Below are 19,051 nucleotides of genomic sequence, written 5' to 3' on the forward strand. Positions count from 1 at the left end.
CCAAACGCAAACCTGTGATGAGACATATTTCCATTTTGAATGACCCAATTTTTGCCGACCCCTGCGGAGTAAGGCGTTCAAAACTCACCCACTTAGAATGTTACTGCTTTCGCAATCCCAAGTGCATCAATGGCGATTGCGATGCGCCACTAAGCCATCCAAGACAAGCGTCAAACAAGCGCAATACTCAGGTACGCTAAGGCCGGGTTCGTCCGCTAAAGGATATTGGCGCGCCGCAGCGCCCAGTGTGCCATTGCCCCATTCCGGATGCGGTTTGCCCAACCGGCGTGTAAAACGGTCTGCGCAATCGGCTTGCTTTACCAGTTGCGCGATCATCAACGGCCGCTCGGCTGCGTCCAATGCGAATAAAACCCGAGCGGCCGTTATGACGTCACTGTGTAAGACTGATCGCATCACACAACTTCGATTGAGCGGAACAAGCCGGTACCAAAGCGCGCCGACACTTGCGCCACCTCGAATGAGTACAAGCCCGCAATCCCGTCGTCGCCCCTGTCTGCAACCGCGTAAATCCAATTGGGTGTATCTACGATATCTTCGCGCAAAACAGCTCCCGCGACAGAGACACGGACTTGATAACGTTCGGTTTCTTCGTTCAGTGGCACATCCAGTGCATCCCAATCATCACCGTCAAAACGTGTCCGGCGGGTCCATTCAAACCCGTGATCCCCCGCCCCCAAATTGGCGCGCACATGCACCGGTGCGTACGGGCGCAGGCCATTGCCCGCAAACGCATGCGATTGTTTAAGGTATGACGGATCATCATAAGACCGGCGCGCAGGGCCAATAAGAAAGTTCTGCTCTACATTGCGCAAATTCGACGCCAGATTGATCTGCTGAGGCAAACCATTCAGCAACACGAACCAAGAGTTTTCCGGCCAGGCATCTGGCATCAACCCGTCAGTCCCCAATTGCCCCCGCAAACGATGCCGCAGCGCATAAGTCCCCGGCGCGACAATTTCGGCGTCACGGAATTGGAACACCTCCCAACGCCCCGTGCTCCCATCACCAATGGCCGCCAGATTGCCACCAGCGAGCATCGCGTTTTGCGTAATAGAAGACAGCGCACCAAACGTCAGCTTCACTTGCAAATCAGCGCCATGATCAATGATACTGGAACAGGCCGAACCCATCGCATTTTGGGTCAATCCCATTGTTGAGCGCGCCGAGAGCACTGAATTCAAAACATAATCTTCATCCGTAGAAGACTGGTACACAGCCACGTCACCGGGCCACGTCACCCCCGTTGCCGCGATGTAGGGCGCATGCACGGTTTCGCTGCCTGTTATCAACGGCAAATCCAAGAACAATGGCACCACAGGCACCGGTGCGACAAAGGCCTCTACCCGCGCCAGTTCTTCTGAGATATCAGATGGCACATACACTTCGGGTTCGATGCGCACTGCATCAATCAACTGCGACGCCCCGTGTTCCACTCGATCCACGCGGTACAAAGACGACCCTTCATTGCCATCAGCAGACAGTCGAACGACATCCCCTGCCCCCACGTTGATTTTGGAGAGCGGCAACGCCATGCGCACCATGTCGCGGGCAAGGCGCGATTCCGTCAACCAACGCTCAGAGACCTGACGTCCTTCGGCGCGTGTGAGGGCTAAGGGCACCTGACTTGAGGACACAGCGTGCGTTGCGTCATCAGACAAGACTGCTTCTTCGCTTACAGCCTCGAAATTCGCATCCGCTTGCACAAATTTTACACGAACCCGCCCAGCCAAGTCTGCTTCGGAATCGCGGGTTTGTTCCAGTGATCCATCCAGATCACCACTAAGCGCAAGAAAACCGCGATCAAGATCCACGGCGTTGTGACCGTCGCGCATCACAAAATACAACACGCCATCGCGTTCAATCGCGTCAAACGCATACCGGAGCATCAACGGCTGCAAAGACGCGCGTGCCTCACCGGTTTGAGTGTTCACATACCCCCGCACGTATCCGTACAGACCTGAAATATCATAGTGTTTCAGCCCGGCGCGATCACAAATCTCGCTGACAACTGACGCCAAACTCCGAGAAGACGTGCGCCCATTAATCCAGTGCCCACGTGCATAGTTTTCGCCATCGCTCCAAACGGCCAGATTGTTGGGAAAGAACGGATAGGGGCGCGTGTCCCATGCCCAGACAAACGCACGGGTCATGTCGATCATGCGCCCGTCATACAGCTCTGAGGTCGGATTGTTCGCATCAGAATTCCAATGCGTCGCCATCGCACGCAAATACTGCTTTTGGATCAAATCATCCCGCGCGCCAGTCGAGTGCTTGGGCAGGCTGCTTTCAGACGATTTCTGGTCCAGAAATTTGTTCGGCTCGTTGGTGCCTTTGTCGATGGCCGCACAACCCATTTCAGTAAACCAGATCGGTTTTGACTGCGGCTCCCAAGCGGTTGGGGCAAGCATACGCACCCCGGCTATGCGCTCGTGATGCACCAGGCTCCAGAAACTGCGCAAATCCTTATAGCGATAGACCCAGGGTTCGGATTCAGCGCCGTCCGTGATCGGTGTGCGGATTTGCGCGGCCTCGGCGTCGACAGAATGGTAGTACCAGTCATAGCCTTCGCCGCCCTCAATGTTGCTAGTCAGATACTCAAGATTGTAAATATCACCGAACACAGCGTCCGTGTGGTTCTGCCCTTCTCGCCAATCCGACAGCGGCATGTAGTTGTCGATGCCAATGAAATCGATGTTCGGATCTGACCACAACGGATCCAGATGAAAGAACCGATCGCCGGTTCCATCCTGCGGTTGGTAGCCAAAATACTCCGACCAATCAGAGGCATAGCTGATTTTGGTGTTTGGCCCGACCAGTGCGCGCACTTCACCCGCCAATGCGATTAACCGCGTGACGGTGGGAAAGCTGTTCGCCTCACCGCGAATTTGCGTCAGCCCGCGCATTTCAGAGCTGATGCAAAATGCGTCAACACCACCCGCCGCGGCACACAGCGCTGCGTAGTGCAAAATAAAGCGCGACAGACTCCATTCTTGCGGTCCGGAATACGTGACAATGCCAGCGCCAATTGAAAAATCCGCAGCCGTGGCGGTGCCAAAGAACGCATCGACTTCGCTCTGCGCTGCTGCCGTTCCATCAACGGATCCATCAATGCCCGCGGCTTTACTGGTTGTAATACGCCCACGCCACGGCAGGTTTGGCTGCGTATCAGCATCAGAATACGGATCCGGCAAAGTGTTCCCATCAACCTGATCCATCAGGATAAACGGGTAAAACATGACCGCTTTCTGGGCTGCGTTCATCGCTTTGATCGCTTCAATCACAGAAGCATCAGACGGTGTGCCCCCGTAGATCGGACGTCCCTCTGCTTGCGCAATTTCAGACACTTGCGCACGATTCATACCCGACACGGACCACGGCATGTTCTGACCTTCGATGTCTTTACGCTCGACCTTTGGGCGCAACGTACAATTGCCGCACCGCAAATCATCCCCAAACCATGAAACGATCAACGACGCCGCTTCGCAATTTGGCAGTTCTTCGCCCAGTGATTCAACAGACAATGCAAAATCAGACTTGCCGGCTGGCGAATTTACATTTGCACTCCACCGACCCGTTGAGCCATCGGTGTAATAAACAGGCGTCGTCGCCAACGCATATTCACCGGTACCCGGCATCAACGCGACCGCTTTGATCGCGCGGGTCATTTCATTTTCGGCACCCTCTTCGTCTGGCTGCTCGGGACGGATTACTTCAAACGAAAACTGCGGGACCCGATTGCCAAAAATCTGCAATGCAAGGTCTTCCATGACGACATAAGCGGTGCCACGATACGCAGGAACAGACCCTGTGCCTTCAATGGCCTCCATCGCTGGATCGGGCAGTTGATCAAGATTGCCGGTGTAAACCCGCATATTCAAATCATCCGGCGCGATCTCTTCTCCGTCGGCCCAAACGCGGCCAATGCGCACGATTTCACCCTCGCAGATCGCAATCGCGAGGCTGACCGAATAGCTGTATTCCTTGGTCGTCGGTTGGCTGGGCCCACTTCCTTTGCCGCCGCCACCGGTAACCGTCGTTGTTTCCCGAAAATCCGAGGCCCAAATGATTTGCCCGCCAATGCGCATGCGGCCATAGACTTGCGCGATCGGCTCGCCTTCGCCGGCATTGGTCAAACGGAACCGGTCCACCTGCCCGCTTTCCACCACGTCAGAGCCTTGGCCCATTAGACGTTGATCAACCACTTTGCCCAGCGTCGCACCAATGGCGCGCCCGATCACTGCTTTGGACAACCCCGCAAAGGTGCCCCCAATCGAGCCGCCAACCGCCGCGCCCGCTGCCGATAGAAGTACCGTAGCCATCAGTTACTCTCCTGTTGGAAATTCAAAACGCGCCACAATGCGGCGTCGCCACGGGGCACTCAGCGGGCTTTCGACCACGCCGTGCCCGCTGTAGGCATGAATAAAAGTCGAGGACGCGCCGGTTTCAGCAGCGATCCCCAAATGTTTGGCCACGCCTGTGCTGCGCATACGAAACAACAGCAGATCGCCACCATGCTCAGCGTCTGTTTCTTTGGGTTTAAGATGGCGCAAGGCCGCAGCCCACAACCGTTCTTCGCCTTGCGGTTCAGACCAATCCATCGTGTAGGCTGGCGGCGTTTCAGGTTCCGCACCCAACACTTCGCGCCACACACCGCGCAACAGGCCCAGACAATCACTGCCGGCTCCGCGCACAGAGGCTTGATGCACATAAGGCGTACCAATCCAGCCACGTGCCGCTGTGATAACACGCCCGTTCATCGACGGCTTCCGCCGCTGTTTACACCGCTGGATTTCGGGCTGACCATCAGCCAGTCTTCGCCTGGCAAATCTGGGAACCCTTGAAAATTAACGATATTTGAAAATTTCGTGCGGCAAGTTTCGAAACGTTTGTCGCAGCCTGCGATTAGTCGCACAACTGTACTTGCGCTAACATCACCACGTAACGGCTCCCACAATTCCACAATACGTGTGGTTCCATCAAAACGATCGTCCTTGATGCTGCCCCACAGGCCTGTGCCATCGCCGCTTAGAATTTCCAAGCGTCCGCGCTGGAACCATTGCGGGTCAAAATCGCTAAAGCCTTCCCAGCGGAAAACACGTCGGCTTTCGACCTCGACAACTTCGATATCGGTAAAAAAGCCCGGGCTAAGCGCATCAAACCCACAGCTGTTATCCCCAAAAACAGCCGTACACGGTTTTTGATAAATGCGGCCCAACGGGCGGTTCAACGCTTCTGTTAGTCCGCGCAATTCAGCATGGAAGGCACCACCAGAACGGCGCATTTCCCCGATTGTGCCGCGAAACTGCAGCCAGCGTTCTGACACATCGGCCCAGTTGACCATCCACGCGCGCACTTCTGCACCATCAAAACGCCCCGCTTCGATATCTTCTTCGCGCACCGATGCATCCGTCAACGCGCCCAGCGCTTCGGTGTTGTCCACAGACAGCCCTGTGCTTTGCGCCAATGCCGCCGCACTTAAACCCGTTTCCGCCTTGAACGTCATGTCTTCAAACGACAAATCCAGATCGTGATCGGTAAACCCATAGGCCACACCATCCGTCCGCTCGATCGCCCAAGCGCGACTGAATGTCGTGTGCCCGGTCGCTGCATGCGCCAAAAATGCTTCTGATTGACCGACCATCACACACGTACCTCCAGGATCGGCACATTCGGTGCTTCGCCCGCCTGAAAACTGGCAACGCTGGTGTAGATCTGATCCGTGTCAAAACGCACCGGCACGTCAAATTCATAACCCGCCGTGATCTGCATCGCCTTGTCGGGCGGATGCGAAAACGTGACCAATCCAGTGGTTTCATCCACCTCGTAGTCGATGCTTTCTTGCATCTCGTCCTGTTCAATCCCGATCCGCACCGTGCCAACCACCGGTTTGGTGATCGGACGCACGTATTGGCTAGGACCGGATCGATAGGTTTTCACCAGCGGAAACACCGCCGTGACCCCGTCGCCAAGCGCCAATTCCTGATCCCCAAACGCAGGCCCACGCGAGGCGCGACAAGATTTGAAATCCGCCCAGTCCTTCCAGCGGAATGCGTGCTTTTGACCCAAGCGGGCTTCGAAAAACGCGATCACCAATTCCATGTCGTCCAAAGACCGCATACCAAGACCGGCGTCATAGCGACGTTTGGAATGGGCCCAAGGGCTGTTGCGTTCCTCATGGCCATTGGCCAGTGTGACCACCTCGGTGCGTCGTTCTGGTCCGCCCAATGCGCCAAAGCTTAGCGAGGTCGGAAATCTGACTTCGTGAAAATCCATTGCTCTTCTCCCTGTCGCGTTAACGGTTGCGGCTGCCACGCCCAAGTGCGCGGCTCATCTGTGCGGCAATCTGGTTTTGCGAGCGTTTGAAACCCTGCACATCCGGCGTTGTGATGTTGAACACGACGTTGCCAGAGCCACCGCCCGCACCGCGCACACCCAATTTGCCGTCAGGACCACGGGCCAGCGGCATGATCGCCTCTGGTCCGGCTTCGCCCATCACGCCCATGCCGCCGCGCATCCCAAAGGGCGTGGCACTACTGACAATGCCGCCTGTGGCAAAGGGCATCACGCGGCCCTGACTGAACGGTGCACCATCTGCGAAGGGCAAAATGTTCCCCACCAGATTACCAACCCCTTGTGACAACAGCCCACCAAAGTGGTTGGTCACGGGTTTCATCGCCGCGTTGTAGGTGGTGGTAATCAGTGACGTGGCCACCGTGCGCAGTGCATCCGACATGGACGAGCTGCCAAAAACCACGCCGTCAAACGCTTTGCGCAGACCGCCTGACAGGCCCCGTTCCAATGTTGCAACATCCTGCCCGGTTGCGGCCAACGTGCTGCGCATACGAGACAATTCACCGCTGAACACGCCGACCATCGACACGGCTGATCCGACACTGTCGCTCAGTTGGTCTGCGGCATTGTCCAAGCTACCGTACCCTTCATCTTCACTCATTGTGATGTTCCTCTTGTTTGTCCGGATAGGCGGCCATCAAAGCATCCAGACCCGTGCTCAGCAGTGGTGCCTTGGCCCCAAAATCGCCCAGCATGATCTGTAATTCCGCCGGGGTCAGCCGCCAGAATTCATCCGGCGGCATGCCCAAACCTTGCAGACCAGCCCGCATCAGCGCGGCCCAATCCAGTTTTGGATGCGCTGTGCTCATGCCGGATCAGGCACAACAAACGCTCGGGCCAACAACTCTGCTGCCGCGCGGGCTGCCCCCATCGGGCCACCCGCGATGTCCGCGTTTGCCAGCTCGTCCGGCGTCAGTGCACAGCCACCGCCCTGCAAGCCCGCCTGCAACAACGCCAAAACGTCAGCCACAGAAAACGCGGTGCTTTCAAAACGCTCCACCAGATCCACAAGTGATCCAACCTCCAGCTCAGCTTCCAAAGACGCAAGCGCGCCCAAGGTCAGCCGCATGATCTGACGCTCGCCATTGATGACCAGCGCCACATCGCCCCTCCAAGGATTGGTCATGTGATCAAAGTGCCGTAAAGTTCAGCAAGCCGGCGCTGGCCAGAGACACCTCGTAGGTCGCCTCGCCGTTGTGGCTGCCGCTGTATTCCAGCGCCGTGACCTGAAACGGGCCCTCGATGATCCCGAAATCGGGGATGATCACCTGGAAATCAGGCGTTTCACCGTCAAAGAACAACTGGCGCGCGCGTTCGTCCGTGCCTTCGTCTTTGAACACACCCGACCCCGAAATCGAGGCAGAGCGCACACCCGCACCGCCTAGCAGTTCGCGCCATCCGCCTTCGCTCTCGAGCGAGGTCACATCGACCGTTTCCGCATTAAAGCTGACGCGTGTCGCACGCAGACCAGCAATTGTTTCGAATTGACCGTCCGCGGTCATGTCTACTTTGACCAACAGGTCCTTGCCGTTTTGAGCACCCATGAGGAAGCCTCCTGAAATTTTAGGGGTTAATCGTCTTCGACACGCGCCCGAAAGCGCAGATCAATCTTGCGACCCGTGGCACCATCGATACGGCTGGCCACTGCACGTTCAAATAACAATGACACCAAACGCCCGCGTGACAGGGTCAGTGCGCCGTCGTGCAAAATGTCGCTGACAGCGGCGGCGGCCTCTTTGGCGGCAGCAAACCCGGGTGCGTCGGTGATGACGCTGATCGTGAACTGGTGCACAGCCCCCGACCCGGTCTTGTCCGATGCGTCCTGAACCGTTTCGGGCCCCAAAGTCACGTAAAGCGGCGGCAAAGTGCCCGAAGGAATGGCGTCGTAAATTGCCGGACCAACAAGCGTCATCAGATCGTTATCATCGCTTAGGGCTTGATACACAGCCGCCTGAAGCGGCGCAGACAAGGCATAACTCATGTCGCCACCTCTTCATCCACAAAGCAGGTCAGATAACGGCTCTGCGCGTCCCGCTCGACCACCGCCTGGATGGCGAAAATCCGAAGACCTGCGCGAAACCGCTGCTCTGCCATTGGACGACGCGGATCACCCTGCGGCGCACCGCGTACGGTGATTTTGTAGCTGCCCGTGGACACTGGCGCGTTGCCCAGCACCGTTGCCCGCCCCGAACGCCCGATCAATTCGGCCCACATTTGACCAACCGGCGTCCATGTTTCGGTGTAACCGCCCGCACCATCCGATTGGTGCATCGGCGATTCCAGCGTCATCTGGTGATTTAGCTGAGGGATGCTCATCTTACACCACCCGTCCAGACACGCAGCACTTTGTAGCGCTCGATCAGGCTGCTGACACCAAATGGCATGCACCCGTCACTAAGCGACGTTTCGTTGCGGTATTCGTAGTAATGCGCCGCCAGCAACATGACCGCCTGCCCCAGATCCGCCGGAATGTCAGACCAGTTCTGGCCGTAGCCTGCGTTAAAACTGACCTTGACGGATCCCGCTTGTGGGATGTGCGGCAGCATTGCACCAGAGGCGCGCAGACGTGGGCGGTGGGTGTCTTGTTCCAACCAATAAACGTCGGACAAGACTGGTACAGACACACCATCACTGCCGATCAGACTAACCTGATTGATCGCGCCAATCGGGGCCACAGGCAATGCTTGTGCACGCACATCGCGCCACATGGTCAACGTCCAGCTGAACCCGCGCTCAAGCAAAACCTTGCCGGTGCGCGCCTCGATCGCTGCCAAAGCAGCGCGTAAAAAACTATGCAACACGCCGTCTTGCAACGTGTCAGGGGCAAAACCTGTGCCCAAGCGCAAATGCGCCTTGAATTCTTCAACTGGGAGAGCCGCCTCAGGCACCGCAGTTTCTTCGATCAACATCATGGAAAATCTCCAGTATTACCCTGCTCTGGCCCCATCGCAGGAACCACAAAAAGGACCGGGCACACGCCTGCCTGCGTTGCTCGGACAGAGGGGAGCAGCTAGACAACGCACGCATTTGTGACACGCGCCCGGCCTGGAGGAAGCCTATGAAGCCTCCCCCAGCACTCACGAGCTGCTGTTAAGCAGTCGCGAATTTCAGCAACTTGATCGCTGCGAAATCGCTGACATCGCCGCCAACACGTTTTGTGGCATAGAACAGGACGTGTGGTTTGGCGCTGAACGGGTCACGCAAGACGCGCAGATCAGGACGCTCCGCAACCGTGTAACCGGCAGAGAAATCACCAAATGCGATGGAGGTTGAATCCGTTGCCGCATCTGGCATGTCTTCGGCGATCAGAACCGGATAGCCCATCAGAACCGCAGGTTGGCCAGCCGCCAAACCATCAGCCCACAAGAAACGACCGTCGTTGTCTTTCAGCTTGCGCACCAGACCGGCGGTTTTCGAGTTCATGACGAACGTGCCGTTGGCGCGATATTCTGCACCCAGCGCATAGACCAAATCAACAATCGCATCACCCGTGACGTCGCCGTCAGCGCCCGATGGCACGTAGCCCAAGTTGCCCCAGGCCCAAACGTCATTGTCCACTGTGGCGTGTGCAAGAAAGCCCTTTGGCTTGTCGATGCCGTCACCGTTGATGAACGCAGATGCCTCGGCGCGGGCGAATTTGTCGGCGATACGACCGGCCAACCAGCCCTCGATGTCGAATGCGCTGTCATCCAGCAAACGCTGGGATGCTTTTGGCAACGCGGACAGCTCGTGCAACGGGACCGTGATGCGGTCGATCGTTGGCGTGCCACCTTCGTTCACAGATGCAGCTTCGGTCGCCCAGCCGCTTTCCACGTCAGAGTGGTCAACCAAAACGTCATAAGATGTCGCTTCGACATGCACAACAGAGGCGATTGCACGGATAGACGCCGTGGCATTCAACACCGATTTCACGGTGTCGGATGTTTGTGGATCTACCAAATAGCCACCATCGCTGTTCACAGCTGTGGACAGGCCTTTGACGTCGACTTCAAGGCCACGCAGGCCATCATCTTCGCCGGAACGCAAGTAAGCGTTAAAGGCTTTTTGGTGTGGCGCGCCCACGTCTGTGGCACCTGCCAAAGGTGTGCGCATTGCAGTATTTGATTTACGGTCCAGCATGGTCAATCGCTCTTCTGTTTGTTGAAGTTTTTTCTGAATGTCGGCTTGGAAGCCTTTGAAGTCAGTTACAAAACCAGTCATGGCCTGGCTGACATCTTGGGCTGCGGTCATAGCTCCGCCAGCCCGAGAATTGCTCTCAGTCTTGGTCATAGGCACGTCCTATCGTTGGTTGAAAATAAGGCGCTTAGCTGCGCGCCAATTCGGTGCGCGCAGCCTCAAAGGCCACCGCCATCGCCCGCAAAGCATCATCATCGGCTGTGTTTACAGCGTCCGATTTTGCAGCAACCGCATCCTGTATGCGGGCACTGGGCAGCATCGGGAATGTGACTAACGACACCTCCCAAAGCTCCAGTTCACTCAAGAGCCGTTGGCCCTTGTCGTTCTTTGAGGCGCGCACGGTGCGATACCCGATCGACAGGCCGTCAATGGCCCCTGCCTCGATCAAAGCTGCCGCTTCGCGCCCTTTTGCCACGGTGTCCAGCAGACGCCCTTTGACCCAGAGGCCTTTGGCGTCTTCGCGGACCTCGTCCCAAATTCCGATGGGGTGTGCAGGGTCATGCTGCCATAGCATTTTGACCTTGCCACCACGGGCTGTCAGAGCGCTGAGCGATCGCGCGTAGGCCCCCGTCACAACCACGTCGCCGCCCTGATCCGCTGCGCCAAACAAGCTGGCGTAGCCCTCGATCACCAGACCGTCTTCTTGCACCTGCAAGCCGTCACCAAATCGGGCGAACTTGCGTTCTAAACTCGTGTCCAATTCCATTGGTCACTCCTATCTGTTGTGTGAAAATCCAGCGCGCCTAGCCCGGCACAGCCACCATGAACGATTGAAATGCCTGCGCCAAAATCACCGCCAACACGCCGTAAACCGTTAACCACAAACGCTTTTCCAGCCGTTCCATCATCTCTTCGAGCCGGTCAAGACGACGGTCGATGTTGGTGTAATGCAGCTCTGCCATTTTCTCATGCGCCTGTAATCGCAAGCCTGGCGCGCATTCAAACCGCTCAAACATGCGTGGATCATCCATCCGCACCGTCCTTAAGGTCATCTTCTGCTTGTGCAGGCAAACCCAACAAGCTGCGTTTTTCTGCCAAGGTCAGGAATGACGCATCCGCGACGCGTTTCCACTGTGCATCGCGTTCCGCAGACAAGGCCGGCACCTGATCTTGATCCGGCTTCAGCTCGACCGGTTCTCCGGAATAGGCACTCAGCCAATCGGCCAAGGCGGCCGTAACCCGCGTTGCCAGCGGCAAAACCGTCAGACGGTAAAACGCGCGGTTGGCTTCCTGGTAGTTGGAATAGGTCGCATCGCCCTGAATACCCAGCAACATTGGCGGCACCCCAAAGGCCAACGCGATCTCACGCGCGGCAGATTCTTTGGTTTTCTGGAATTCCATGTCGGATGGGGAAAAGCCCATCGGTTTCCAATCAAGACCACCCTCAAGCAGCATTGGACGGCCCGCATTGCGCGCGCCCTGATGATGGCTTTCCATTTCGCTGACCAGACGATCGTATTGATCACTGGACAAAGACCCTTGGCCCTCGGCCCCTTTGTAAACAATCGCACCGGACGGACGGGCCGCGTTATCAAGCAACGCTTTGGACCAGCGGGACGCACTGTTGTGCACATCCACGGCCATCGCAGCGGCCTGCATCGGGCTGAACCCGTAATGGTCATCTTGAGGGTGAAAGCTCTTGATGTGGCAGATCGGAGAAACCACACCACGTGCATCAAAGCGATGCTTGCGCCCCGACACGGCATATTCATAGCCCACCGGCCAGCCATCAGACCCCGGTACAACCGACATCCGGTCAGAGCGCAAAACATGCAGCTCTGCTGGTGCTGCGTCTTCGGTCAAGACGGCCTCGATGTAGCCGTTGCCTGACAGTAAAATCTGACCATACAGCGCCTCAAGCAATTCAGCGCGACCCTGCGCTGCATTCGGGCGGTTCACCAGTTGCAACAACGGGTGCACATCGTAACGGCGCTCGCGGTCTTGCATCACCAATGGCAATGCGGCGGCGGCCTCTGCGATCAATTTGACCGAGCGAAACCCGACCGGATTGCTCGAAAAACCTGTGCGCGTCAAAGACACCGTGTCACGCGGGCTCCAGGCCACGCGGCCGGATGTTTGGTGGGCCACAATCGGGCCCGTAGCGCTGGCCTTTTGCTCTGGCGTTTGTGCTTGAGCCCCAACCTGAGCCCCAACTTGGACCCCAGCCCCACCGCGCCGCAAAAAATCAAAAACCATGACTGTCGCTCCTATCCATTTTCAGACAGCGCCCCAATGGATGCCGCCAAAACAAAAGGACGCCGCCAGACTGGCATGCGCCCTTTCTTCAACATTTCTACTAAATTCCAGCTCTAAAACCGGTTAACCGACCGTACGGTGCTATAACGAACGCACACCGGGTTGGCGCCACTTGGCCGCAGGATCGATCATCAGATCGTGCAACGCCCACACCAACGCATCAACGCGGTCAGGCGATCCAGAACCATCATAGCCCCCAGATGTCATCTTGTTCATCTGCGCCTCAAGCTGTGCGAGACCGCCCGTCACGTGTTTCACGCGACCTTGTTCATAAAGCGCTGCAATCGGTTCGGCCCGCGCAACTTTGCCACGTGTGGCATGCACCGCGCGGTACGGTACCATCGGATCAACTTGGCGAATGACTTCGGCAACCATCTGGCCGCCTTGGTTCACTTCGGCCACCAACCGGTCCGCACCGAATTGTTCCATCGCTGAAATCGCCGCCTGCGCCCATTCTGCCGGACGCGCGCCTTTGATAGTGCAGTCGGCCAGAACGTAGGCCTTCCAGTCTTGCGGCGGGCCTTTCAGATGCGCGCCGACAACAACGATGCCGCATTCATCCGAACTGGATCCGCTGGTGATCGCCGGATCAAGGGCCACAACAATGCGGTCCAAATCGCTCGGTGCTTTTTCGACCTGCGCGCCTTCGATCAACTCGTTTGGCCACAGCGTGCCTTGCGTGTCCATCAACAGCTCGCCGTCCAATTCTTGGCGGGCAAGACGGGTACCGGCATAACGGCGACGCACTTCTTCCAAAAACGGACCCGCCAGATTGGCAGCATTCGCTTCGGTTGGCGCGTGGGTCATCACCGTTGTCGACGCCCCCAAAAGATTCTTGAGAACATCCACGTTGCGCGGCGTTGTCGTCACGCAAACCTGCGGCAAATCCCCCAAGCGCAGCGCAAATTGCAATTGGTCCCAGGTTTCCTGACCGCGTTTCCACTTGGCCAATTCATCGACCCAGGCCGCATCGAATTGCGGACCACGCAGCCCTTCGGGATCTTGCGCGGTGTGAACCGTTGCGACCGCGCCGTTTGGCCATTCCAGCCGCTTGCGCGAGGCACGCCATTCAGGACAGCGATCCGGCGGCGAACAGGCAATGATACCGCTGTCCCCGAAAATCATCACTTCACGCACCTGCTCGATGGTTTCACCGACCAAGGCCACACGCGAACATTCCCCCGCATCCAGCGGCAATGCGCCCTCAACTTTGGATCTGACCCATTCCGCACCAGCACGGGTTTTACCGGCACCACGGCCGCCCATGCTGACCCAGGCACGCCAGTCACCTTCGGGGGGTAACTGATGTTCCATCGCCCAAAATTCAAACAAAAAAGGGAGAGCCATCAGGTCCCCCTCATCCAGATCATTCAGAAACATTTCCTGAACATGGTCGTCTTCGCAGCTTATCCAATTGGCACCCAATTTTAGACCGCGCCTTTTCAAGGTCGAGTGCGTAGGTTGCGTTTGGCGCAATGCCGGCTTGTTTACGTTTACATTCCGCAAGATTCGTCTCCAATTTCTGACAGAGTGCCAGCTGCATGGTTAATTGCCCCGCCGCACTTTTTACCGTTGTCGCGGTGACGTCGCCCCCCGCGCTGATCTTTGTGCTGATATCTTGAAATTCGCGCCTGAGGGCGCGAACGGATTCGAACACAGAAGTCAGCAACTCCTGAAGCTCGGTGATATCCCTATCTGGGGTGATCAATGTCATGTATGTTCGTTTACCTCTCGCGTGATGTGATCTCCGCACGGGCGAAACGAAAAAACGACCGGTCAGGTTACCCCGACGGTCGCTTGCCCACTTCTTCTAGCATGCCACAAGGTGTACCTTGGAGCGTTCGCAAAGTCAAGGTAAATCGCGTCTTAGGATTTGTCTAAGCGTACGGTATCATTAACAAATTCTTAATTTCAGAGCATTTTCCCAGTGTCGAAAAATACGCGCCTAACGCGAAAAAATCTTCGCTTTCAGGTACTTCACAACACCACCGGCGATCAGGCGAAAACTGTATTCGCTGCGGATCAAGGCGACAACCTCGCGCTCAGACAAGCGTGACAGACGACGCACACTGCGGTCCCACTGGGCGGCGTCATATTTTGCGATCCGTTGATTGGCGGCGTATCCAAGGCGGTAGTTGCGCTCAAACCGTTTGGCGCATTTTCGTTCGTATCGTTTTAGCGGGGCCGCCCGGCCGGTCTGAACCGCCTTGCCCAATTCGTCGCCCAAGACCCGCCCGAACTCGATGGCCATGCGAATGCCTTCGCCCACAGTCGGTGTTGCAAAATTCGCTGTGTCCCCGACACGGATCACCCGGTCAAACACCAGCTTGCGGTCATAGGGTTCTGACGGGATCACGCCTGCGTTCACGTGCACGCGCGTGCCAAGGCGCAACCCTTGGTCGTACAGAAACCCGCTGGCGTGCAATTGATCCATCAAGGTGCGCGGCGAAACGTCTGTGTCAGGACTGATCACGCCAACCCCGATGCGCACACGGTTGTGCGGCGCGGGAAATATCCAGCCATAACCGACCAAAACGGCCGTGCCGACGAACAGGACCGCCTTGTCGCGATCGCCGTCTAACATCTCGTATTCGTATTCAATGCCGACGCCTGTGCGCTGCGGGGCATCCGCCAGCCCGAGGGCCGCAACAACTGCATTCGCATTGCCTGAGGCATCAACGACATACCGCGCGCGCACACGGCCCTCGGACCGATCAGCAAAGCGGATCGTCGCGAGGTAACCCGCCCCGTCACGCACGCACGCAAGCATCTTGGTCCACACATGCACGTCACAGCCGTTGGCAACAGCCGCACGCCCCAACCACTGATAGAGGCCCGTGATGTCCAAAACCGCCAGCGTCTGGCTTTTCATTGCGTGGGTTGCGACCACGTTGTCGGAGCGGAATTCAAGCGTGTTCATCGCCACGTACAAATCGTCCGGCACGCCAAGCGCGCGCATGTCCGACACCCACGTCCCGCCACTGGTGCGCACGGGGCGGCCGATTTCAGCGTCTTGATGCACGAGGATCGAACTGACCCCGTCTGGCAACCGCGCGGCCACGGACAGGCCCGCAGGCCCGCCGCCGACAATCAAAACATCCGCTTGCAGCTCTGTCATGGCTTGAATCGCCCCGCAACTTGGATCAGTCGTTTGCCCGTTCCGCTTCGATTTTGCGCCATTTGGCAACGTTGCGGTTGTGTTCATCCAGGGTTTCGGCAAAGGCGTGACCGCCAGTCCCGTCAGCCACAAAGAACACGAATTTTGTGTTCTCTGGCTGGCCCGCAGCCATCAGGCTGGCGCGTCCTGGATTGGCAATCGGGGTCGGTGGCAACGCAGGGATCACGTATGTGTTCCACGGCGTTTCTGCGCGCAGTTCAGAGCGGCGCAGGCCACGGCCCAAGACGCCCTGCCCTTTGGTGATGCCATAAATCACAGTCGGATCGGTTTGCAGCTTCATGCCCCGGTTCAAGCGGTTCACAAAGACACTGGCGACCTGTTCGCGTTCAGATGAAACGCCGGTTTCCTTTTCGATGATCGAGGCGAGGATCAGCAATTCCTCCGGGTTTGCCAGTGGGATATCCGCATCGCGGGCTTCCCATGCGGCGGCCAACAGCGTCTCTTGGGCTGTGGCCATCCGCGCCAAAACGCTGGCACGATCGTCACCCGGCGACACTTCGTAGCTGTCGGGGGCCAACGCACCTTCGGCAGGAACGTCCGCAACCGTGCCGTCCAGCACATCCATGCCCTTGAGGCTTTCAGTGACTTGCCAACTGGTCACACCTTCGGCCAAGGCAACACGGAAACGGGTGTCGGATTTGGCTTTGGTCTGCACGTACAGCTCTGGCACGTCATCCACGGCAGGATTGAACTGCGCCTTTTCAACGTAGCGGTTGGTGCTTGGGTCCAACTCACGGACCTGAACGCTCAGGCGGTTGATGCCGATGCGGTAAACCACTTCGGTGCCGCAGGTGCTTGCGCCGCCTTTGGTGACGATGTCGATGATGCCTTCCATCGACGCGTTGGCCGGCACCAAATAGCTGCCCGCCTTTAGCTTGTCTGTTTTGTCGACGTAATCCGCACTGATGCGAAAGATCGCACCGCTGCTGACCGCACCTTGGTCTTGCAACTGCCCGCTGACGCGACGCATGTTCGATCCACGATCCACTTGCAGGCAGATCGCCTGATCCAGCGGACCTTCGGCGGTATATTGGCTCTTGCCCCACAGGACCATACCGCCAAGCAAAAACAAGCCCAGCGCCAGAAATGTCACAGCATTAGACGCAAGATGTCGCCACATCAGCGGATTTTCCCAAACACAACAGAGGCGTTGGTGCCGCCAAAGCCGAACGAGTTGCTGAGCGCGACCTCGACTTTGCGTTCACGTTTCGCATTTGGGGCCAAATCGATCGATGTTTCGACAGCGAGGTTGTCCAGATTGATTGTCGGCGGGCAGACCTGATCACGGATCGCAAGGATGCTAAAGATCGCCTCGATCGCGCCGGCAGCGCCCAACAAGTGGCCGGTTGCGGATTTGGTCGACGACATCGTCACATCGCCCGCAGCATCGCCCAGCATCCGCTCAACAGCGCCCAGTTCGATCGTGTCGGCCATGGTCGAGGTGCCGTGCGCGTTGATGTAGTCGATGTCGGATGGCTCAAGCCCTGCGTTCTTTAAGGCCGCACGCATTGACCGCTCGGCCCCGTCGCCATCCTCGGAAGGTGCCGTGATGTGATAGGCATCGCCGGACAGGCCGTAGCCCAACACTTCGGCGTAGATTTTCGCACCGCGCGCTTTGGCGTGTTCGTATTCCTCAAGCACCACAATGCCCGCACCCTCGCCCATGACAAAACCGTCACGGTCGTCGTCATAGGGGCGTGATGCCTTTTTCGGATCGTCAGCGCGTTTGGTCGACAAGGCTTTGCAGGCGTTGAACCCGGCAATGCCGATTTTGCAAATCGATGCCTCGGCGCCACCAGCAACCATCACATCCGCATCACCAAACATGATCAAACGGGACGCATCACCAATCGCGTGCGCACCCGTGGAACAGGCCGTCACAACCGAGTGGTTCGGGCCGCGAAAGCCGTATTTGATCGACACCTGACCAGAGATCAGGTTGATCAACGCGCCGGGCACAAAGAACGGGCTAACGCGGCGAGGGCCTTTTTCGGCCATCATCACAGCAGTGTTCGCGATAGAATTCAAACCACCAATGCCCGATCCAATCAGCACGCCGGTGCGATCCAGATCTGCGCGGTCCTCGGGCATCCAACCTGAATCCTCGACCGCTTGTTGGGCGGCGGCCAGACCGAACTTGATGAATGTGTCGACCTTGCGCTGCTCTTTTGGTTCCATGTAGGCGTCAGCGTTGAACGTGTCATCGCTGCCGTCGCCCAAGGGCACTTCGCAGGCATAGGTGGTTGCCAAACCTTCGGTGTCAAAGCCGGTGATCGGCCCCGCGCCAGACTGGCCGTCCAAAATACGGCTCCAGCTTGCTTCAACGCCGTCAGCCAGTGGTGTGACCAGCCCCAAACCTGTAACAACTACTCTGCGCATAAATCTCGTGCCCCTAAACATTTCTAACTTCGTCCTTATCAAGGCTTGGGGCACCTGTTCAAGAGTGCACGCATCTTTCACCCGAACGTCAACGAGGTGGCTTGGGGCGGGTCATCAGTTGCGCCGGATCACCATCAAAGTCCGCAATACGCAAAGGGGTGTAGCCCAAGCCGTCTGCCACCGCGCGCGAGGCGGTGTTTTCGGGCGACAAGATGCACACCACAGGGCCGGTAATGACGCGATCAAACCAGTCGTGCGCAGCTTGGGTCGCCTCACGGCCATAGCCTTTGCCTTGCGCATCCGGCGTCAAAATCCACCCCGCCTCGGGGCAATGATCAAAGTCGTCCCCCAGATCGCGCGTGCCGTGAAAGAACCCCGTTTGCCCGATCATCTGCTTGCTGGATTGCTCGACGATGGACCACTGCCCAAATCCGGTGACCTGCCATTGCCCGGCGTTGTGCAAAAACGAAGACCACGCCTGCCCGCGGCTTTTGGGTTGGCCACCGACGTAGCGCACGACCTCTGGCATGGCCCAGATTTCGGCAAAGCGGCCAAAATCCTGCGGCTCCATCGCGCGCAGGGTCAAACGACTGGTATTGATCGTGGGAATAACACGCGACATTGGGGCCTCTAATGTTCTGGTTTTCCACCAAAAGCCCTACTTTGCCTGTCACTTGCAAATGCCAAATA

The 19,051-nt window shown here is 57.6% G+C and carries 22 protein-coding genes; all 22 read right to left on the reverse strand.

What is annotated here, in order from left to right; all coding sequences use genetic code 11:
* Positions 1-126 precede the first annotated feature (126 nt).
* Positions 127-414: a hypothetical protein gene (locus ACFIO0_RS09390; protein WP_390915078.1), complete on the reverse strand. Its 288-nt coding sequence runs from the start codon at positions 412-414 to the stop codon at positions 127-129.
* Complete coding sequence (locus ACFIO0_RS09395) at positions 414-4,340, reverse strand: glycoside hydrolase TIM-barrel-like domain-containing protein (RefSeq protein ID WP_390915079.1); 3,927 nt, start codon at positions 4,338-4,340, stop codon at positions 414-416. Before ACFIO0_RS09395 ends, ACFIO0_RS09390 begins: the two co-directional genes overlap by 1 nt.
* Before the next feature lie 3 nt (positions 4,341-4,343).
* Entirely contained in the window at positions 4,344-4,778 is a 435-nt protein-coding gene (locus tag ACFIO0_RS09400) for an NlpC/P60 family protein (RefSeq protein ID WP_390915080.1), read from the reverse strand.
* Positions 4,775-5,662 carry a DUF2163 domain-containing protein gene (locus tag ACFIO0_RS09405; protein ID WP_390915081.1) on the reverse strand — a complete coding sequence of 296 codons (888 nt, stop codon included), beginning with the start codon at positions 5,660-5,662 and terminating at the stop codon, positions 4,775-4,777. Before ACFIO0_RS09405 ends, ACFIO0_RS09400 begins: the two co-directional genes overlap by 4 nt.
* On the reverse strand, positions 5,662-6,294 hold the full coding sequence (locus ACFIO0_RS09410; RefSeq protein ID WP_390915082.1) for a TIGR02217 family protein: 633 nt from the start codon (positions 6,292-6,294) through the stop codon (positions 5,662-5,664). The genes ACFIO0_RS09405 and ACFIO0_RS09410 overlap by 1 nt, the downstream gene beginning before the upstream one ends.
* A gap of 19 nt (positions 6,295-6,313) precedes the next feature.
* Complete coding sequence (locus ACFIO0_RS09415; RefSeq protein ID WP_390915083.1) at positions 6,314-6,973, reverse strand: phage tail tape measure protein; 660 nt, start codon at positions 6,971-6,973, stop codon at positions 6,314-6,316.
* Positions 6,966-7,181 (reverse strand): rcc01693 family protein, encoded by a 216-nt coding sequence (locus ACFIO0_RS09420; RefSeq protein WP_390915084.1) that lies wholly within the window; start codon positions 7,179-7,181, stop codon positions 6,966-6,968. Before ACFIO0_RS09420 ends, ACFIO0_RS09415 begins: the two co-directional genes overlap by 8 nt.
* Entirely contained in the window at positions 7,178-7,498 is a 321-nt protein-coding gene (locus ACFIO0_RS09425; protein WP_390915085.1) for a GTA-gp10 family protein, read from the reverse strand. Before ACFIO0_RS09425 ends, ACFIO0_RS09420 begins: the two co-directional genes overlap by 4 nt.
* A 4-nt stretch (positions 7,499-7,502) precedes the next feature.
* Positions 7,503-7,916, reverse strand: coding sequence for a phage major tail protein, TP901-1 family (locus ACFIO0_RS09430; protein ID WP_390915086.1), 414 nt, complete (start codon positions 7,914-7,916; stop codon positions 7,503-7,505).
* Positions 7,917-7,942: 26 nt separating this feature from the next.
* Entirely contained in the window at positions 7,943-8,353 is a 411-nt protein-coding gene (locus ACFIO0_RS09435) for a DUF3168 domain-containing protein (RefSeq protein WP_390915087.1), read from the reverse strand.
* Positions 8,350-8,688, reverse strand: coding sequence for a head-tail adaptor protein (locus ACFIO0_RS09440; RefSeq protein ID WP_390915088.1), 339 nt, complete (start codon positions 8,686-8,688; stop codon positions 8,350-8,352). The genes ACFIO0_RS09435 and ACFIO0_RS09440 overlap by 4 nt, the downstream gene beginning before the upstream one ends.
* Entirely contained in the window at positions 8,685-9,284 is a 600-nt protein-coding gene (locus ACFIO0_RS09445) for a head-tail connector protein (RefSeq protein WP_390915089.1), read from the reverse strand. Before ACFIO0_RS09445 ends, ACFIO0_RS09440 begins: the two co-directional genes overlap by 4 nt.
* Before the next feature lie 178 nt (positions 9,285-9,462).
* Complete coding sequence (locus ACFIO0_RS09450) at positions 9,463-10,641, reverse strand: phage major capsid protein (protein ID WP_390915090.1); 1,179 nt, start codon at positions 10,639-10,641, stop codon at positions 9,463-9,465.
* Between the two features lie 34 nt (positions 10,642-10,675).
* On the reverse strand, positions 10,676-11,254 hold the full coding sequence (locus ACFIO0_RS09455; RefSeq protein ID WP_390915091.1) for an HK97 family phage prohead protease: 579 nt from the start codon (positions 11,252-11,254) through the stop codon (positions 10,676-10,678).
* 37 nt (positions 11,255-11,291) lie between these two features.
* Positions 11,292-11,519, reverse strand: coding sequence for a hypothetical protein (locus tag ACFIO0_RS09460; protein WP_390915092.1), 228 nt, complete (start codon positions 11,517-11,519; stop codon positions 11,292-11,294).
* Entirely contained in the window at positions 11,512-12,744 is a 1,233-nt protein-coding gene (locus ACFIO0_RS09465; RefSeq protein ID WP_390915093.1) for a phage portal protein, read from the reverse strand. The genes ACFIO0_RS09460 and ACFIO0_RS09465 overlap by 8 nt, the downstream gene beginning before the upstream one ends.
* 141 nt (positions 12,745-12,885) lie before the next feature.
* Positions 12,886-14,151, reverse strand: coding sequence for a terminase large subunit domain-containing protein (locus ACFIO0_RS09470; protein WP_390915094.1), 1,266 nt, complete (start codon positions 14,149-14,151; stop codon positions 12,886-12,888).
* Between the two features lie 19 nt (positions 14,152-14,170).
* On the reverse strand, positions 14,171-14,518 hold the full coding sequence (locus ACFIO0_RS09475; RefSeq protein ID WP_390915095.1) for a hypothetical protein: 348 nt from the start codon (positions 14,516-14,518) through the stop codon (positions 14,171-14,173).
* Positions 14,519-14,749: 231 nt separating this feature from the next.
* Positions 14,750-15,922, reverse strand: coding sequence for an FAD-dependent monooxygenase (locus ACFIO0_RS09480; protein ID WP_390915096.1), 1,173 nt, complete (start codon positions 15,920-15,922; stop codon positions 14,750-14,752).
* Between the two features lie 25 nt (positions 15,923-15,947).
* The gene (mltG, locus tag ACFIO0_RS09485) at positions 15,948-17,102 is read right to left on the reverse strand and encodes an endolytic transglycosylase MltG (RefSeq protein ID WP_390915097.1); all 1,155 of its coding nucleotides are present in this window, start codon (positions 17,100-17,102) and stop codon (positions 15,948-15,950) included.
* A complete protein-coding gene (gene fabF / locus ACFIO0_RS09490) occupies positions 17,102-18,361 on the reverse strand; it encodes a beta-ketoacyl-ACP synthase II (protein WP_390915098.1) in 1,260 nt (419 codons plus the stop codon). Before fabF ends, mltG begins: the two co-directional genes overlap by 1 nt.
* Before the next feature lie 88 nt (positions 18,362-18,449).
* Positions 18,450-18,983 (reverse strand): GNAT family N-acetyltransferase, encoded by a 534-nt coding sequence (locus tag ACFIO0_RS09495; protein ID WP_390915099.1) that lies wholly within the window; start codon positions 18,981-18,983, stop codon positions 18,450-18,452.
* Positions 18,984-19,051 lie beyond the last annotated feature (68 nt).

This window comes from Pseudosulfitobacter sp. SM2401 (genome assembly GCF_042932805.1).
In the GTDB taxonomy this organism is placed as follows: domain Bacteria; phylum Pseudomonadota; class Alphaproteobacteria; order Rhodobacterales; family Rhodobacteraceae; genus Ascidiaceihabitans.

Bases quoted from the DNA above. Each gene is read 5' to 3' on its own strand.
- ACFIO0_RS09440 (WP_390915088.1), bottom strand. From the start codon at position 8,688: ATGAGCATCCCTCAGCTAAATCACCAGATGACGCTGGAATCGCCGATG.
- ACFIO0_RS09390 (WP_390915078.1), bottom strand. From the start codon at position 414: ATGCGATCAGTCTTACACAGTGACGTCATAACGGCCGCTCGGGTTTTA.
- ACFIO0_RS09425 (WP_390915085.1), bottom strand. From the start codon at position 7,498: ATGACCAATCCTTGGAGGGGCGATGTGGCGCTGGTCATCAATGGCGAG.
- ACFIO0_RS09415 (WP_390915083.1), bottom strand. From the start codon at position 6,973: ATGAGTGAAGATGAAGGGTACGGTAGCTTGGACAATGCCGCAGACCAA.
- ACFIO0_RS09495 (WP_390915099.1), bottom strand. From the start codon at position 18,983: ATGTCGCGTGTTATTCCCACGATCAATACCAGTCGTTTGACCCTGCGC.
- ACFIO0_RS09480 (WP_390915096.1), bottom strand. From the start codon at position 15,922: ATGACAGAGCTGCAAGCGGATGTTTTGATTGTCGGCGGCGGGCCTGCG.
- ACFIO0_RS09450 (WP_390915090.1), bottom strand. From the start codon at position 10,641: ATGACCAAGACTGAGAGCAATTCTCGGGCTGGCGGAGCTATGACCGCA.
- ACFIO0_RS09465 (WP_390915093.1), bottom strand. From the start codon at position 12,744: ATGGTTTTTGATTTTTTGCGGCGCGGTGGGGCTGGGGTCCAAGTTGGG.
- ACFIO0_RS09470 (WP_390915094.1), bottom strand. From the start codon at position 14,151: ATGGCTCTCCCTTTTTTGTTTGAATTTTGGGCGATGGAACATCAGTTA.
- fabF (WP_390915098.1), bottom strand. From the start codon at position 18,361: ATGCGCAGAGTAGTTGTTACAGGTTTGGGGCTGGTCACACCACTGGCT.
- ACFIO0_RS09435 (WP_390915087.1), bottom strand. From the start codon at position 8,353: ATGAGTTATGCCTTGTCTGCGCCGCTTCAGGCGGCTGTGTATCAAGCC.
- ACFIO0_RS09395 (WP_390915079.1), bottom strand. From the start codon at position 4,340: ATGGCTACGGTACTTCTATCGGCAGCGGGCGCGGCGGTTGGCGGCTCG.
- ACFIO0_RS09420 (WP_390915084.1), bottom strand. From the start codon at position 7,181: ATGAGCACAGCGCATCCAAAACTGGATTGGGCCGCGCTGATGCGGGCT.
- ACFIO0_RS09460 (WP_390915092.1), bottom strand. From the start codon at position 11,519: ATGGATGATCCACGCATGTTTGAGCGGTTTGAATGCGCGCCAGGCTTG.
- ACFIO0_RS09410 (WP_390915082.1), bottom strand. From the start codon at position 6,294: ATGGATTTTCACGAAGTCAGATTTCCGACCTCGCTAAGCTTTGGCGCA.
- ACFIO0_RS09475 (WP_390915095.1), bottom strand. From the start codon at position 14,518: ATGACATTGATCACCCCAGATAGGGATATCACCGAGCTTCAGGAGTTG.
- ACFIO0_RS09455 (WP_390915091.1), bottom strand. From the start codon at position 11,254: ATGGAATTGGACACGAGTTTAGAACGCAAGTTCGCCCGATTTGGTGAC.
- mltG (WP_390915097.1), bottom strand. From the start codon at position 17,102: ATGTGGCGACATCTTGCGTCTAATGCTGTGACATTTCTGGCGCTGGGC.
- ACFIO0_RS09400 (WP_390915080.1), bottom strand. From the start codon at position 4,778: ATGAACGGGCGTGTTATCACAGCGGCACGTGGCTGGATTGGTACGCCT.
- ACFIO0_RS09445 (WP_390915089.1), bottom strand. From the start codon at position 9,284: ATGATGTTGATCGAAGAAACTGCGGTGCCTGAGGCGGCTCTCCCAGTT.
- ACFIO0_RS09430 (WP_390915086.1), bottom strand. From the start codon at position 7,916: ATGGGTGCTCAAAACGGCAAGGACCTGTTGGTCAAAGTAGACATGACC.
- ACFIO0_RS09405 (WP_390915081.1), bottom strand. From the start codon at position 5,662: ATGGTCGGTCAATCAGAAGCATTTTTGGCGCATGCAGCGACCGGGCAC.